We start from the raw sequence: 15,074 nt of genomic DNA, 5'->3' as shown, positions 1-15,074 counted from the left end.
TTCTCTGCGGGGGTGGTCGCCGTTGTTCGGGCGGTGGGGGTGGTTGGCGTTGCTCGGGCGGGTGCGGGTTCGTTGTGGTTGCTCGCGCAGTTCCCCGCGCCCCTGCAAGGGCGACCCCTGAGCTGAAGTGCGTGGGCCTGTACGACGCACAGGTGCGGCTCGCGGCGGCCGAGCCGTCCGAGCCGTCCGAGCCGTCCGAGCCGTCCGAGCTCACGCTGCTGGGTCTGGTGCGGCATGTCACCGAGGTCGAACGGAACTGGTTCGAGCGGGCGTTGGGCGGCGTGGAGGTCGGCCTCCGCTGGATCCGCCTGCACATGATCGAGGAGTACGCCCGCCACAACGGCCACGCCGACATCGTGCGCGAACGCATCGACGGAGTCACCGGCGCCTGAATTCCCGACCTCCTTCCACTCCTTTCCCGACCCTTCCCCCAATCAATCTCCCGAATCATTTCCCGCAACAATTCACCGGAATTCATCAGGGCAGGACCCCACATTCTCCTGCCCGCTCCTCCCCCTTCCAAACGCAAAGATTTCGCGAACACCGAGGGGGGCGATCCGAGAAGATCCCGTGAGGGTCGCACACGTGTGATCGACTCCACACCCGACCCTTTTATGGCTACTTACCCTGCCAAAGCACCCACTATTGACGCCGAGCCGCGCACCCACCCGCGCCCGCGCGATAACACACAAGGGGCCCGTTCATAACCCCGAGCGGGAATGCAATTAAGAATTCCGCTCGGTAAATTCAAGCCACATGACTGCCGTGCAAGCCGTACAAGCAGACCTGCGCATCGACCGCCCGTCGGTAGCGGACGGGGCCGCACTATGGCGTATCGCCAAGGAATCCCGGACGCTCGATCTGAACTCCTCCTACAGCTATCTGCTGTGGTGCCGTGACTTCGCCGGCACCTCGGCGGTGGCGCGCGGGAGGGACGGGGAGCCCGTCGGGTTCGTCACCGGCTATGTGCGGCCGGAACGCCCGCGCACCCTGCTCGTCTGGCAGGTCGCGGTCGACGAGCGTCACCGGGGACGGGGGCTCGCCGCCGCGCTGCTCGACGCGCTGACCGCGCGGCTCGGCGCCGAGCGCGGGCTGACCACCGTCGAGACGACGATCACCCCGGGCAACACCGCCTCCGAGCGGCTGTTCACCTCGTTCGCCGAGCGGCACTCGGCCGCCGTCGAGCGGGAGGTGCTGTTCGACACGGAGCTGTTCCCGGACGGCCCGCACGACCCCGAAGTCCTTTACCGCATAGGCCCGTTGACCAATTCGTCCTCCTGAGGAGCGATTCACCGTGACCATCACCCAGCCCGACCTCAGCGTCTTCGAGACCCTGGAGTCGGAGGTGCGCAGCTACTGCCGCGGCTGGCCCACGGTCTTCGACCGCGCGCAGGGCAGCCGGATGTACGACGAGGACGGCCACGCGTATCTCGACTTCTTCGCGGGCGCCGGATCACTCAACTACGGCCACAACAACCCCGTACTCAAACGCGCCCTCATCGACTATCTGGAGCGCGACGGCGTCACCCACGGCCTCGACATGTCGACGAGCGCCAAGCGCGCGTTCCTGGAGTCCTTCCAGAACCTGGTGCTGCGCCCGCGCGACCTGCCCTACAAGGTCATGTTCCCGGGGCCGACCGGCACCAACGCCGTGGAGTCCGCGCTGAAGCTGGCGCGGAAGGTGAAGGGGCGCGAGGCCATCGTGTCGTTCACCAACGCCTTCCACGGGATGTCGCTGGGGTCGTTGGCCGTCACCGGCAACGCCTTCAAGCGGGCCGGCGCAGGGATTCCGCTCGTCCACGGCACGCCCATGCCGTTCGACAACTACTTCGACGGCAGGGTCCCGGACTTCCTGTGGTTCGAGCGGCTCCTGGAGGACCAGGGCTCCGGGCTCAACAAGCCGGCCGCCGTGATCGTGGAGACCGTACAGGGCGAGGGCGGCATCAATGTCGCGCGTCCCGAGTGGCTGCGCGCGCTCGCCGAGCTCTGCGCGCGCCAGGACATGCTGCTCATCGTCGACGACATCCAGATGGGCTGCGGACGGACCGGCGCCTTCTTCTCCTTCGAGGAGGCCGGCATCACCCCCGACATCGTCACCGTCTCGAAGTCGATCAGCGGCTACGGACTGCCCATGTCCCTCTGCCTGTTCAAGCCCGAGCTGGACATCTGGGAGCCCGGCGAGCACAACGGCACCTTCCGCGGCAACAACCCCGCGTTCGTCACGGCCACCGCGGCCCTGGAGACGTACTGGGCCGACGGCTCGGCGATGGAGAAGCAGACCCGGGCGCGCGGGGAGCAGGTCGAGCAGGGGCTCATCGCGATCTGCGAGGAGAACCCGGCCGACGTCAGGGAGTACCGGGGGCGCGGGCTCGTGTGGGGCATGGAGTTCCACGACAAGGGGCGTGCCGGGCGGGTCGCACGGCGCGCGTTCGACCTCGGGCTGCTCGTCGAGACGTCCGGCCCGGAAGGCGAGGTGTTGAAGCTGCTGCCCGCGCTGACCGTCACCCCCGAGGAACTGGACGAGGGAATGAGCGTCCTCGCCCGCGCCGTACGCGAAACCGTCTAGCAAGGAGGCATCGCACCACCGTGATCGTCCGTTCGTTCAAAGACATCGAAGGAACCGACCGGCATGTGAAGTCGGCGTCCGGCACCTGGGAGAGCAAACGCATCGTGCTGGCGAAGGAGCGGGTCGGGTTCTCGCTCCACGAGACCGTCCTGTACGCGGGCACGGAGACGGCCATGTGGTACGCCAACCACATAGAGGCCGTGGTCTGCGTCGAGGGCGAGGCCGAACTCACCGACCACGAGACCGGGCTGGCCCACACGATCACGCCCGGGACCATGTACCTCCTCGACGGGCACGAGCGGCACACGCTCCGCGTGAAGGAGGACTTCCGCTGCATCTGCGTCTTCAACCCGCCCGTGACCGGACGGGAGGACCACGACGAGAACGGCGTCTATCCCCTGCTGACGGAGGAGGGCTGACCATGACCACGATCACCGACCTTTACCCGAGCCGCGGCACCACAGAGGTGACCGTCCCACGCCAGGATCCGGTCGTCTGGGGTGCCCCCGGCACCCCCGGCCCGATCTCCCTCACCGACCTCCACACCTACGAGCGCGACGGCTTCCTCGCCGTCGAGGAGCTGATCGGCGAGGAGGAAGTCGCCGTCTACCGGCAGGAGTTGGAGCGCCTCGTCACCGACCCGGCGATCCGTGCCGACGAGCGGTCGATCATCGAGCCGAAGTCGAAGGAGATCCGGTCCGTCTTCGAGGTGCACCGGATCAGCGAGGTGTTCGCGCGGCTCGTGCGGGACGAGCGGGTCGTCGGGCGCGCCCGGCAGCTCCTCGGCTCGGACGTGTACGTCCACCAGTCGCGCATCAACGTCAAGCCCGGCTTCGGCGCCTCCGGCTTCTACTGGCACTCGGACTTCGAGACCTGGCACGCCGAGGACGGTCTGCCGAACATGCGGACGGTGTCCGTCTCGATCGCGCTGACCGAGAACCACGACACCAACGGCGGGCTGATGATCATGCCCGGCTCGCACCGCACGTTCCTGGGCTGCGCCGGGGCGACGCCCGAGGACAACTACAAGAAGTCGCTCCAGATGCAGGACGCGGGCACGCCGTCCGACGAGGCGCTGACCGCCATGGCCGGTGAGCACGGCATCAAGCTGTTCACCGGGAAGGCCGGTTCGGCGACCTGGTTCGACTGCAACTGCATGCACGGCTCCGGCGACAACATCACGCCGTTCCCGCGCAGCAACGTCTTCATCGTGTTCAACAGCGTGGAGAACGAGGCGGTCGAGCCGTTCGCGGCGCCGGTACGGCGTCCGGAGTTCATCGGGGCGAGGGACTTCACGCCGGTGAGGTGAGCATCCGGCGGGTCGGGTGGGTCGGGGGCCGCTCGCGCACCTCGTGCGCGAGCGGCCCCCGACTGCCTTACAGCGCGGGGTAGTCCGTGTATCCCTTCGCGTCCCCGCCGTAGAAGGTCGTGCCGTCGGGCTCGTTGTACGGGCCGCCCGCCCTCAGCCTGGCCGGGAGGTCCGGGTTGGCGAGGAAGAGCTGGCCGAAGGAGACGAGGTCTGCGGTGCCGTCCTCGATCAGCGCCAGCTCGTCGGGGCCGGTGGGGCCCTCGGTCGCCGGGTTGAGGATGAGTGTGCCGGAGAACAGCTTGCGCAGCCGCTGGGTCAGCTCGCGCCGCCCGGGGACCTCGCCGATGTGCAGATAGGCGAGGCCGAGCGGCTGCAGGGCCTGGACGAGCGCGGTGTACGTGGACTCCGGGTCGGGCTCGCTGATGTCGTTGAACGGGTTGCCGGGCGACAGGCGCAGACCCGTGCGGTGGGCACCGATCGCCTCCGCCACGGCCTTCACGCTCTCGACGGCGAAGCGGATGCGGTTCTCCTCGGAGCCGCCCCACTCGTCGGTGCGCAGGTTGGAGCCGGGCGCGAGGAACTGGTGGATCAGATAGCCGTTGGCACCGTGCAGTTCGACGCCGTCGAAGCCGGCCTCGATCGCGCCTCGGGCGGCTGCCGCGAAGTCCTGGATCGTCTCCAGCACCTCGTCGTGGGTCAGCTCGCGCGGGGTCACGAAGTCCTTCGGGCCCTCATGGGTGAAGACCTGCCCCTGCGCCGCCACCGCCGACACGCCCACGGGGTGCAAGCCCTCGGGGAGCAGCACGGGGTGGCCGATACGGCCGGTGTGCATCAGCTGGGCGAAGATCCGGCCGCCCGCCGCGTGCACGGCGTCGGTGACCTCGCGCCAGGCGGCCACCTGCTCCTCGTGATGCAGCCCGGGGGTGTTCGGATAGCCCTGGCCGACGTACGACGGCTGGATGCCCTCGGTGACTATCAGGCCGGCGGTGGCGCGCTGCGCGTAGTAATCGGCGGTGAGACCGGTCGGACGGCCGCCCTCGTCGGCGCGGCTGCGGGTCATCGGCGCCATGGCGATGCGGTTGGCGAGCGGTGTGCCGGAGAGGTCGATGGGGTCGAACGCGGTGGTCACGGTAACTCCCGATGAATGGATTACGTGGTCGGCCAACTAATGCAACCGAGGAGTACCGTAGCCCATTCCTTGGTCGGCCAACCTTTTTTCCGGGGCGGGTAGGCTGGGGCACAGAGGCCCTGCTGACCGGGGAGTTCTGATGGAGGCCACCGAGGACTGTTCGTCCGCACTGCCGTCCGCCGCGCGCGGGGGGCCGGTCAGCCACGCCGTGTCCCGCGTGGCCCGGCTGCACCGCTACGCCGCCGGGCGGCTGCTGCGGGGGCTGGGGCTGCACCCCGGGCAGGAGCTGGTGATGATGCGTCTGTGGGAGGACGGGCCGGCCCGTCAGTCCGACCTGATCAAGCTGCTGGGCCTCGATCCGTCGACGGTCACGAAGATGCTGCAGCGGCTGGAGGGGGCCGGGCACGTTCGGCGGCGGGCGGATCCCGCGGATCGGCGGGCGGTGCTGGTCGAGGCGACGGAGAGCTGCGCGCTGCAGGAGCAGGTGGAGCGGGCGTGGGCGGAGTTGGAGGAGCAGACCTTGGCGGGGCTTGACGTCGCCGAGCGGCAGCAGCTTCTGGGGCTCCTGGCCCGTGTCGAGACGAACCTCTGCACGGAGTCCGACGACCGATAGGCGCTTTTACGGAAGCGCGCCGTCGGGGCTGTAAGTGTCTGCCGGCCGCGGGTCCGTCGCGGCCGGTCGGGCCCACGCGGCGGAGCCGTAAATCGAAACAGTCCCAGGCCCTTCAGGGGAACGGCGGCCGGCAGGCGCCCCCTCTCACAACCACGCCAATGCCGCCGCCCTCTCCAATACGTTCCGTACCGCCCCCTGGTCCCCCGTTTCGGCCCTCGGTACCTCCTCCGGGGCGTAGCGGCCGCCCACCAGGAGGCAGAAGTCGACCGGGTTCAGGGTCAGCTCGGCGGTGACGGGCTCGGCGTCGGAGCCCAGGACCCAGCGGGCCTCGGGCACGCCCGTGACCTCCAAGAACACCGGAGGGGCGCCCTGCAGGGCCAGGCCCAGGATGCGTACCGCCAGACGGACCAGCAGGCGCAGGTGCTCGTCGGGGGGCGGCGGTACGGGGAGTCCCACGGCGCGGCCGATGTCGTCCGTGTGGATCCAGGTCTCGAAGGCGCGCACCACGTAGTGGTCGGCGATGGGGAGCCTGAGGCCCATCAACGTCACCGCGCGGGCGGCGAGTTCGGGATCGCGGGCCTCGGGCGTGGCCAGCAGCGCGGTGGCCTGCGCGGCCCAGGTGGCGACCGTCTCCTCGGGCGTACGGCCGTGCTCGTGGGCGATGACGTCGGCGGTGCGCCGGTTCCAGGCTTCGCCCGGGCGGGACCCCTCCGGGATGCGTGAGGCGGGGACGCGCGCGTCGAGGCCGAGGCGTACGGCGAGGTGTTCGTCGGCGGCGACGAGGTGGGCGACGGTCGCGTGGGCGTCCCAGTCGTGCACGACCGGAGTGCTCCAGCGGCCGTCCAACTCCCCCACCAGCGCCTGGAGTCCGGCCACGGCGGCTGCGTACGGCGCGGCGTGCGGGGCGACCTCGGGGGTGCGGGGCCGGCGGGTGCGCAGGGCGAGGGCGAGGACGCCGTCCGCGCCGGCGGACGCGGGGCCGGGGTCGGGCGTGCCGTTCAGCAGCCGTACCGTCGCCCGGAGCCGTTCGGCCTCCGCCGCACAGGTCTCGCACCGGGCCAGGTGGGAGAAAACCGTCCGCTCGTCGCCGGGGAGCAGCGCGCCGACGGCCCAGGCGGCCAGCAGCTCCCGCACCCCGTCGTGGTCGTTGGTCATCGCGCGTCGCCCTTTCGCCCTGCCACTCCCACGATACGCAGGACCGGCCCGGCCTCGCCCGTTCCGCGCGCCCCCATCACACGCCCCTCGCCCGGGCCGTGTCCGGTGGATCCGCGAGGGACTCGGCGAGTCTGCGCAGAGCGGTGCGCAGCCGGGTCTTCGCGGTGCCCTCGGGGATACCCAGCTCCACGGCGGCCTGCCGGTAGGTGCGGCCCGCGAAGTAGGCGAGGTGGACCACCTCCCGCTGGGGGCGCGGGAGTTCGGCGAGGGCGGAGTGCAGCAGGAGGGAGCGTTCGCGGTCGACGACCGTCTCGTCCGGGCCGGGTCCGGTGTCGGGGATGGCGTGCAGCGCCGAGTCGTCCGTACCGGCGTCCTTGCGGTGCCGGGCCTCGCTGCGCACCCAGTCGACGGCCCGCCGGTGGGCGAGCATGGACAGCCAGGTGCGCAGGGAGCCTCTGCTCGCGTCGAAGCCGTACGGCCTGCTCCACAGCTGCGCGAAGACCTCCTGCGCCACGTCCTCGGCGGCGGCCGGGCTGCGCGTGACCCGGACGGCCACGCGCCTGACGAGTCCCCCGTACGCCGCGTACGCCTCGCGCAGCGCGGACTCGTCCCCGTAGACCAGCCGCCGATGCAACTCCACATCGTTGGACGGCTGTTCGAGCGTCGGCTCCACCGGCACCACCACCTCGTGCTGCCTTCCTAGCGTTCTCGCGGGGGCGGCGCCAGTGGTTCCGCCGGACCGGCGGTGGTTCGGCGCGTCGTGTCCGCCGGGGTTCACGCCGTGACCGCCGGGGGTGCGAGCCGCGCGACGCCCTCTAGGGCGTGTTTCGAAAGTCCCGTCTGCCCCGCGACGCCTGGCACGGCACCTCGCCGCGTTGTCGGGATCGTCCACGTACGCCCAGTACGCGGACGACCCTCCGCCTTGCGACGCACCGCACCAGACGCCGCGGGCCCCGCCCTCCGGGCGGACGACGCCACTTTCGAAACACGCCCTAGCCGGACAGGACGTCCAGCAGACGGTCGACGTCCGCGGCCGTGTTGTACAGGTGGAACGCGGCTCGCAGATTGCCCGCGCGGTTGGAGACCTCGATGCCCGCCGCGCTCAACCCGGGCTGCCTGACGCCCAGTCCTGGCACGGACACGATCGCCGAGCCGGGGGCGGGCACGGGGGCGTGGCCGAGCCTCGCGAGCCCGGCGCGGAAGCGGTCGGCGAGCGCGAGGTCGTGGGCGTGCACGGCGTCGACGCCGAGTTCCTCGATCAGCGCGAGGGAGTGGCGCAGTCCGGCATAGGTGAACAGGGCGTGGGTGAGGTCGAACCGCCGGGCGGAGTGGGCGAGTTCGGCCACCGGGCCGTAGCAGCTGTCCCACGGGTTCTCGCCCGCGACCCAGCCGGCCAGGATCGGCGTCAGCCCGCCGAAGTCCTCCGGTACGACGAGGAAGGCCGCGCCGTGCGGGCCCATCAGCCATTTGAAGCCGACCGCGGCGGTGAAGTCGTAGGCGTCGGCCTCCATGGGCAGCCAGCCCGCCGCCTGGGAGAAGTCGACGTACGTGCGAGCCCCGTGGTCCCGTGCCGCCTCGCGCAGGGCGGGCAGGTCGGCGACGCGGCCGTCGGCGGACTGGGCGGCGCTGACCGCGACGAGCGCGGTGCCCGGGCGGACGGACTCGGCGATCCGCTCCAGGGGCACCGTGCGCACCTTGAGGTCACCGCGGACGTGGAAGGGGTTCAGTACGGAGGTGAAGTCGTCCTCGGCGGTGAGGACCTCGGCGCCCGCGGGCAGCGAGGCCGCGACGACGCCGGTGTGGGCGGCGACCGAGGCCCCGGCCGCGACCCGGTCGGCCGGGACGCCGGCCAGCCGGGCGAAGGAGGCGCGGGCCTCCTCCACGTCGGCGTGCAGCGCGGTCAGGGGCCGGCCCTCGGCCCGTACCAGCGCGGCCTGCTGCAGAGCCGCGACGGTACGGGCCGGCAGCAGGCCGTTGCTCGCGGTGTTCAGATAGACGCTCTTCGGGGCGAACTCGGCTCGGACAAGGCTCTCGAACCTCTCGGCGGTCTCCATGGGACAACTGTGGGCCCCGGCGAACTCCCCGTCCATTGCGAATTTTCACGCATGATGCATAAGCAGTGCTTATACATCGCCCTCACCTGCCCTGATCAGACGCGCTGATCGCCGGATCAGAGACTGTCGTCAGCGCTGCGGCACCGCGCAGCCGTCGGGACCGCAGGCTTCGGCGTCCTCGGCCTGGATCAGCTTCAGCGGCGGGCGCTCGCCCCAGGCCTGGGTCAGGGCCTGGGCGAAGACCTCGGCGGGCTGGGCGCCGGAGACGCCGTACTTGCGGTCGAGGACGAAGAAGGGCACACCGTTCGCGCCCAGTTCGGCGGCCTCGCGCTCGTCGGCGCGGACCTCGGCGGCGTAGGCGTCCGGGTCGCCGAGCACCTTGCGGGCCGCGTCGGCGTCGAGCCCGGCCTCGACGGCCAGCTCGACGAGACGCGCGTCGGCGTCGGCGTAGACGGAGCGCTCCTCGGCGAAGTTCGCCCGGTAGAGGATCTGCAGCAGTTCGCTCTGCCTGCCCTGCTCCTTGGCGAAGTGGAGCAGACGGTGCATGTCGAAGGTGCTGCCGTGGTCGCGGCCCTCGGCGCGGTACGCGAGCCCCTCGGCGGCGGCCTGCTCACGGAGGTTGTGCTCGCCGGCCTGTGCCTGTGCCTCGCTCATCCCGTACTTCTTGCTCAGCAGGGTGAGCACCGGCTCGATGTCGCCCTTGGCGCGGTTCGGGTCGAGCTCGAAGGAGCGGTGCACCACCTCGACGCCGTCGCGGTGCGGGAAGGCCGCGAGCGCCTTCTCGAAGCGGGCCTTGCCCACGTAGCACCAGGGGCAGGCGATGTCGCTCCAGATCTCGACGCGCATGTCTCAGCTCTCTTCAGGTCGAACGGCCACGGAGACGCCCTCCGCTTCTTCGGTAGATGAACGTTCAAGCAGCCTGGGTCATTCCCCGGGGACGGTGTAGGTCAGGACGACGTGGTGGTCGCCCGGTGCGGGTGGGTCGTCCGGGTCGGGGGTCCAGCCGTGGGCGGTGTAGAAGGCCAGGGCGCGTCGGTTGTCCACGTGCACGGAGAGGGTGGCTCTGCGCTTGCCGTCGGCGCGCCACTGCTCGACGCAGGCGGCGTGCAGGTCCTTGCCGATGCCTCGGCGCCACAGGTCGGGGTCCACGTGGAACTGGAAGAGGTGCACCGTGTCGGTGGGGGCGCCCTCGTCCGTGCGGAAGGAGGCGATGGCGATGATCTGGCCGTGTTCGACGGCGCACAGCACGTGGCCGTCGGGCCGTTCGATGGCCCGGCGCCAGTTGGCGGCCCAGTCCGTGCCGTCCTCGGGCGTGCCGTCGGGGTAGTAGGTCGCTCTGGCCCGGGCATGGAGGGCGGTGACGGGGGCGGTCTCGGCGGGGAGGGCGGTTCGGATGACCCGGGCACCGGAGACGCGAGGTGGGGTGTTTTCGATCATACGGGGGAGGACGGTGGGGGTGGGGGCGTGGTTCCGGGGTGTCGTTCTCGCCCCCGCCGACGCGCCCGAGCACCCGAGCTCTCCCGCGTCAGCTCCCCGCCACAGCCGTCAGCTGCCGTCCCTCAAGCCCTCCGGCCAGGCGTCGCGGTACTCGATGTGGTCGAAGGTCACCACGCACCCCTCCCCCACCGGCGACTGGGTCATGAAGCCGATCAGGGCCGCCGAAGTCGCCGTCTCCCCGCCCAGGGTGAAGAGACGGGCGAAGATCCACTCCTTGCCGTCACGGGAGGCGTGGAAGGCGAAGGCGCGGCCTGTGCGGCTCACCCGCAGCCACACCGAACTGCCCTCCACCGTGAAGGAGTTGGCGTCGTCGGAGTGCCCACGGGTGACCACCGTGCACACGGTCGGCACATCCGGCGAGTACTCAAGGCAGAGCTTCGCCCAGGCCCGCTCCCCCACATGGACGTAGAGCACCCCCGCGTCGAACCCGGCGGCGAAGCCGACCGTGACCCGGGCGATCAGCTGGAAGTCCCCCTCCGGCGCGCCCAGCAGCCTGGGCGCGTCCGAAGCGGGGTCGAGTCCCTCGTCGGTGGGCGGCACGAACCGGTCCTGCCGAGCACCGGCCCACCCGGCGAGCACACCGTCCTCGTACGACCAGTGCCCGTCGGGCCCGTATGTACGGAGGGGGAAGGGGAGTTCGGGGAGTTCGAGATCCATTGGGGAAGTCTTCCAGCTCCCGGCCCCCACCCGCTCCGTTACGGGACTACCGCTCCAGGTTGCCGTTGAACCGCCGCGGCAGCCCCAGCGGGTTGTCGTCCCTCAGCTCCGGCGGAAGCAGCGCCTCCGGCGCCCCCTGGTACGCCACCGGACGCAGCCACCGCTCGATCGCCGTCCCGCCGACCGACGTGGACGTCGACGTCGTCGCCGGGTACGGACCGCCGTGGTGCTGGGCGGCGGCCACCGCGACACCCGTCGGCCAGCCGTTCACCAGGACACGGCCCGCCAGCGGGGTCAGCTCCGCGAGGATCTCCGGGCCGCGGCCCTCGCCGGCCGCCTCCTCACCGGAGAGGTGGACCGTCGCGGTGAGGTTGCCCGGCAGCCGGGACAGGACCGACTTGGCCTCGTCCTCGTCGTCGTAGCGGGCCACGACCGTGATCGGGCCGAAGCACTCCTCCAGCAGCAGGTCGTGCTCGCCCTCGGTCGCCAGCTTGGCGGCCGGGACCGTCAGGAAGCCGGGGCTGACCGTGTGCTCGCCACCCGCGCCGGCGGTCACCGGGGAGTCCACGTCGGGCAGCTCGGCCCGCTCGGCGACCCCGGCGAGGAAGTTGTCACGCATCCGGTGGTCCAGCAGGACACCCGCGTCGACGGCGCTGACCGCGTCGGTCAGGGACTTCAGCAGCTGGTCGCCCGCCGCGCCCGAAGGCGCCAGCACCAGGCCCGGCTTCACGCAGAACTGGCCGACGCCGAGGGTCATCGACCCGGCCAGCCCCGTGCCGATGGCCTCCGGGCGCTCGGCGGCCGCGGCCTCGGTGATGAGGACCGGGTTCAGGGAGCCCAGCTCGCCGTGGAACGGGATCGGCACCGGCCGCGCCGCCGCCGCGTCGAAGAGGGCCCGGCCGCCGCGTACGGAACCGGTGAACCCGGCGGCCGTGACCAGCGGGTGCTTGACCAGCTCGACGCCCGCCTCGAAGCCGTGGACGAGGCCGAGGACGCCCTCGGGGATGCCGTGCTCGGCGGCGGCCCGGCGCAGCACGACCGCGACCAGCTCGGACAGGGCCGGGTGGTCGGGGTGGGCCTTGACGACCACCGGGCAGCCGGCGGCCAGGGCGCTCGCCGTGTCGCCGCCGGGGACGGAGAAGGCGAAGGGGAAGTTGGAGGCCGAGTAGACGGCGACCACGCCCAGCGGCACCTTGTAGCGGCGCAGGTCGGGGATCGGCGGGGTCGCGGTGTCGTCGGGGTGGTTGATCACCACGTCGAGGAAGGCGCCCTCGTCGACGATGTCCGCGAAGGCCCGCAGCTGGAAGCAGGTGCGGGCCAGCTCCCCGGTGAGCCGGACCGGGCCGAGCGCGGTCTCCGCGTCGGCGGCCTCGACGAGCTGGTCCTTGGCCGCCTGGAGCTGGTCGGCGGCGGTGCGCAGGAAGGCGGCGCGGACCGTGCGGTCGGCGAGGGCACCACGGGCGGCGTGCGCCGCGCGGACGGCGGCGTCCACCTCCTGGGCTGTGGCCTCCACCGCAACCTGCTCGCGCTGCTTCCCGGTACGGGGGTCGACACTCCAGACTGGTGCTGCTGCCACCACGGGTCCCTTCACGTATAACTGGGTCATTCACCAGGTCGTTCGATATGCTGAACGCCGTCTCTGATGATGAATATGCTGTTGGAGACTATTTCCCGCCGAACGAAGGGGTCAAGGGCGATGTCGGCAGTCGAGACGGGCGGCGGAGCGCAGGTCAAGTCGGCGGTGCGGACCGTTGAGCTGCTCGAATACTTCGCCGGGCGCCCCGGAATGCACTCCCTGGCCGCAGTACAGGAGGCCGTCGGCTATCCCAAGTCCAGCCTCTACATGCTGCTGCGCACCCTCGTCGAGCTGGGCTGGGTCGAGACGGACGCGACGGGCACGCGGTACGGCATCGGCGTCCGGGCACTGCTGGTCGGTACGTCGTACATCGACGGGGACGAGGTGGTGACGCTGGCCCGGCCGACGCTCGACCGGCTCTCGGACGACACCACGGAGACCATCCACCTCGCCCGGCTCGACGGCACGAACGTGGTCTATCTGGCCACCCGCCAGTCCCAGCACTATCTGCGCCCCTTCACCCGCGTCGGCCGCCGACTGCCCGCGCACTCCACCTCGCTCGGCAAGGCGTTGCTCGCCACCCACACCGACGAGCAGGTCCGCAAGCTGCTCCCGGAGACCCTTCCGGCGCTGACCGAGCACACGATCACCGACCGCGAGAAGCTCATCGAGGAGCTGCGCCAGATCCGCGAGCAGGGCTTCTCCGTCGACCGCGAGGAGAACACGCTGGGGCTGCGCTGCTTCGGCGTGGCGATCCCGTACCGCACGCCGGCCCGTGACGCGATCAGCTGCTCGGTACCGGTGGCCCGGCTGACCCCGGCCCATGAACAACTGGTCAAGGACGCCCTGTTCGACGCCCGCGACCGGCTGACGCTGGCGACCCGCAGACTCTGACCCGGGCCCCTCAAAGCCCTCGGGGGCAACCCTGAGAGCGACCCCGGTTTCCTGAGGACCCCATAAGAAAACCGGGTGGAAGGGAACGGCCGCCCGCATCTCGCTCGTCTGACCGAGTGCGATGAACAAGACGATCAGGCGGACCGCCGTCTTCACCCTGCTGCTCGTGCTCGCCCTGTTGGTCAGGGCGACCTGGGTGCAGTTCTACGAGGGCACGGCGCTCGCGAACGACCAGAAGAACCGGCGCAACGCGATCATGACGTACGCGGCCCCGCTCGGGAACATCGTCGTGGCCGGAAAGTCCATCACCGGCTCCGCCCGGACGAAGGGCGGCGACCTCGCGTACAAGCGGACGTACACGAACGGCGAGCTGTACGCGGCGGTGACGGGCTACGCCTCGCAGGCGTACGCGCCCACGCAGTTGGAGGGCATCTACGAGGGCCTGCTGAACGGCACGGACAACCGCCTCAAGACCGTCATGGACACGGTCACCGGCAAGCGGGCCGACCCGGGCGACGTGATCACGACGATCGACCCGGATGTGCAGAAGGCGGCGTACAAGGCGCTCGGCGACAAGAAGGGCGCGGCGGTCGCGATCGACCCGGCCACCGGCAGGATCCTCGCGGTGGTGTCGACCCCGTCGTACGACCCGTCGTCGCTGACCGACGCCAACACCGCCGGTACGGCCTGGAAGAAGCTCAACGCCGACTCGGACAAGCCGCTGACCAACCGGGCGCTGCGTCAGCCGCTGCCGCCGGGGTCTACGTTCAAGCTGGTCGTGGCGGCGGCCGCGCTGGAGGACGGGCTGTACGCGTCGGCGGACGAGAAGACCGACAGCCCGGACCCGTACAAGCTGCCGGGCACGGAGAGGGAGCTGCGGAACGAGAACACGTCGGCGCCCTGCGAGAACGCCACGATCCGTACGGCGCTGCGGTACTCCTGCAACAACGTCTTCGCGAAGATGGCCGTCAAGCTGGGCCAGGACAAGGTGAAGGCGATGGCGGAGAAGTTCGGCTTCAACGACGAGGAGCAGGACGTGCCCGTACGGGCGTACACGAGCGTCTACCCCTCGGACATGAACGACCCGTCGACGGCCCTGACCGGTATCGGCCAGTACGACGTCACGGCGACGCCGCTGCAGATGGCCATGGTGTCGGCGGCGATAGCCAACGGCGGCAAGCTGGTCGCGCCGCACATGGTCTCCCAGATCACCGACAGCGGTGGCGATGTCCTCGAGGACTACGACTCCGACGCGGGCACCACGCAGGTCGTCAGCTCCTCCACCGCCGAGCAGTTGCAGTCGGCGATGCAGACGGTCGTCGAGGACGGCACGGGCACGAACGCGCGGATCAGCGGGGCGACCGTGGGCGGCAAGACCGGCACGGCCCAGCACGGCGAGAACAACAGCAAGACGCCGTACGCCTGGTTCACGTCGTACGGGAAGGCCGACGGCAAGGAGGTCGCCGTGGCGGTGGTGGTCGAGCAGTCGAACGCGGCCCGCTCGGAGGTCAGCGGCAACGGACTGGCCGCGCCGGTCGCCAAGGCCGTGATGGAGGCGGCGCTGGAGAAGTGAACCTCCGCCGCGCGAAGACCATCTGAAGAGAGGGGCCGCCCCATTCCCCCG

General features: G+C 70.9%; 15 protein-coding genes and 1 pseudogene. 8 read left to right on the top strand and 8 right to left on the bottom strand.

Features of this window, described 5'->3' with window-relative positions; all coding sequences use genetic code 11:
* Positions 1-107 precede the first annotated feature (107 nt).
* The 5 genes and pseudogenes from SGFS_RS43110 to thpD all read left to right on the top strand — a co-directional run.
* A pseudogene (locus SGFS_RS43110) lies at positions 108-392 on the top strand (mycothiol transferase); the annotation flags it as partial.
* Positions 393-765: 373 nt separating this feature from the next.
* A complete protein-coding gene (ectA, locus tag SGFS_RS43105; RefSeq protein WP_286260350.1) occupies positions 766-1,281 on the top strand; it encodes a diaminobutyrate acetyltransferase in 516 nt (171 codons plus the stop codon).
* Positions 1,282-1,294: 13 nt separating this feature from the next.
* Positions 1,295-2,566 (top strand): diaminobutyrate--2-oxoglutarate transaminase, encoded by a 1,272-nt coding sequence (ectB, locus tag SGFS_RS43100; RefSeq protein ID WP_286257824.1) that lies wholly within the window; start codon positions 1,295-1,297, stop codon positions 2,564-2,566.
* Between the two features lie 20 nt (positions 2,567-2,586).
* On the top strand, positions 2,587-2,985 hold the full coding sequence (locus SGFS_RS43095) for an ectoine synthase (protein ID WP_286257823.1): 399 nt from the start codon (positions 2,587-2,589) through the stop codon (positions 2,983-2,985).
* Positions 2,986-2,987: 2 nt separating this feature from the next.
* Positions 2,988-3,875 (top strand): ectoine hydroxylase, encoded by an 888-nt coding sequence (thpD, locus tag SGFS_RS43090; RefSeq protein WP_286257822.1) that lies wholly within the window; start codon positions 2,988-2,990, stop codon positions 3,873-3,875.
* Positions 3,876-3,942: 67 nt separating this feature from the next.
* Here the strand turns inward: thpD and SGFS_RS43085 are convergent, their stop codons facing one another.
* The gene (locus SGFS_RS43085; protein ID WP_286257821.1) at positions 3,943-5,004 is read right to left on the bottom strand and encodes an alkene reductase; all 1,062 of its coding nucleotides are present in this window, start codon (positions 5,002-5,004) and stop codon (positions 3,943-3,945) included.
* 139 nt (positions 5,005-5,143) lie between these two features.
* Between SGFS_RS43085 and SGFS_RS43080 the strand changes: the two genes are divergently transcribed.
* The gene (locus tag SGFS_RS43080) at positions 5,144-5,617 is read left to right on the top strand and encodes a MarR family winged helix-turn-helix transcriptional regulator (RefSeq protein ID WP_286257820.1); all 474 of its coding nucleotides are present in this window, start codon (positions 5,144-5,146) and stop codon (positions 5,615-5,617) included.
* 144 nt (positions 5,618-5,761) lie between these two features.
* Here the strand turns inward: SGFS_RS43080 and SGFS_RS43075 are convergent, their stop codons facing one another.
* From SGFS_RS43075 to SGFS_RS43045, 7 genes are all read right to left on the bottom strand, one after another.
* On the bottom strand, positions 5,762-6,772 hold the full coding sequence (locus SGFS_RS43075) for a maleylpyruvate isomerase family mycothiol-dependent enzyme (protein ID WP_286257819.1): 1,011 nt from the start codon (positions 6,770-6,772) through the stop codon (positions 5,762-5,764).
* Positions 6,773-6,848: 76 nt separating this feature from the next.
* On the bottom strand, positions 6,849-7,457 hold the full coding sequence (locus SGFS_RS43070) for an RNA polymerase sigma factor (protein ID WP_286257818.1): 609 nt from the start codon (positions 7,455-7,457) through the stop codon (positions 6,849-6,851).
* Between the two features lie 307 nt (positions 7,458-7,764).
* Entirely contained in the window at positions 7,765-8,826 is a 1,062-nt protein-coding gene (locus SGFS_RS43065; protein ID WP_286257816.1) for an aminotransferase class V-fold PLP-dependent enzyme, read from the bottom strand.
* A 129-nt stretch (positions 8,827-8,955) separates the two neighbouring features.
* On the bottom strand, positions 8,956-9,672 hold the full coding sequence (locus SGFS_RS43060) for a DsbA family oxidoreductase (RefSeq protein WP_286257814.1): 717 nt from the start codon (positions 9,670-9,672) through the stop codon (positions 8,956-8,958).
* 78 nt (positions 9,673-9,750) lie between these two features.
* The gene (locus SGFS_RS43055) at positions 9,751-10,263 is read right to left on the bottom strand and encodes a GNAT family N-acetyltransferase (protein ID WP_286257813.1); all 513 of its coding nucleotides are present in this window, start codon (positions 10,261-10,263) and stop codon (positions 9,751-9,753) included.
* Between the two features lie 108 nt (positions 10,264-10,371).
* Positions 10,372-10,980, bottom strand: a complete 609-nt coding sequence (locus SGFS_RS43050; protein WP_286257812.1) for a DUF1349 domain-containing protein — start codon at positions 10,978-10,980, stop codon at positions 10,372-10,374.
* 46 nt (positions 10,981-11,026) lie between these two features.
* Positions 11,027-12,556 (bottom strand): aldehyde dehydrogenase (NADP(+)), encoded by a 1,530-nt coding sequence (locus SGFS_RS43045; RefSeq protein WP_286257811.1) that lies wholly within the window; start codon positions 12,554-12,556, stop codon positions 11,027-11,029.
* Positions 12,557-12,676: 120 nt separating this feature from the next.
* On the opposite strand from SGFS_RS43045, the gene SGFS_RS43040 reads away from it, so the two are divergent.
* Together SGFS_RS43040 and SGFS_RS43035 are read left to right on the top strand one after the other, a co-directional pair.
* Entirely contained in the window at positions 12,677-13,450 is a 774-nt protein-coding gene (locus tag SGFS_RS43040) for an IclR family transcriptional regulator (protein WP_286257809.1), read from the top strand.
* A gap of 121 nt (positions 13,451-13,571) precedes the next feature.
* The gene (locus SGFS_RS43035; RefSeq protein WP_286257808.1) at positions 13,572-15,023 is read left to right on the top strand and encodes a peptidoglycan D,D-transpeptidase FtsI family protein; all 1,452 of its coding nucleotides are present in this window, start codon (positions 13,572-13,574) and stop codon (positions 15,021-15,023) included.
* Positions 15,024-15,074: the final 51 nt, after the last annotated feature.

The sequence above is a fragment of the Streptomyces graminofaciens genome (genome assembly GCF_030294945.1).
Classification (GTDB): domain Bacteria; phylum Actinomycetota; class Actinomycetes; order Streptomycetales; family Streptomycetaceae; genus Streptomyces; species Streptomyces graminofaciens.
The sequence above is the reverse complement of the archived record's forward strand: the minus strand, read 5'-3'. Positions and strand labels throughout refer to the sequence as shown.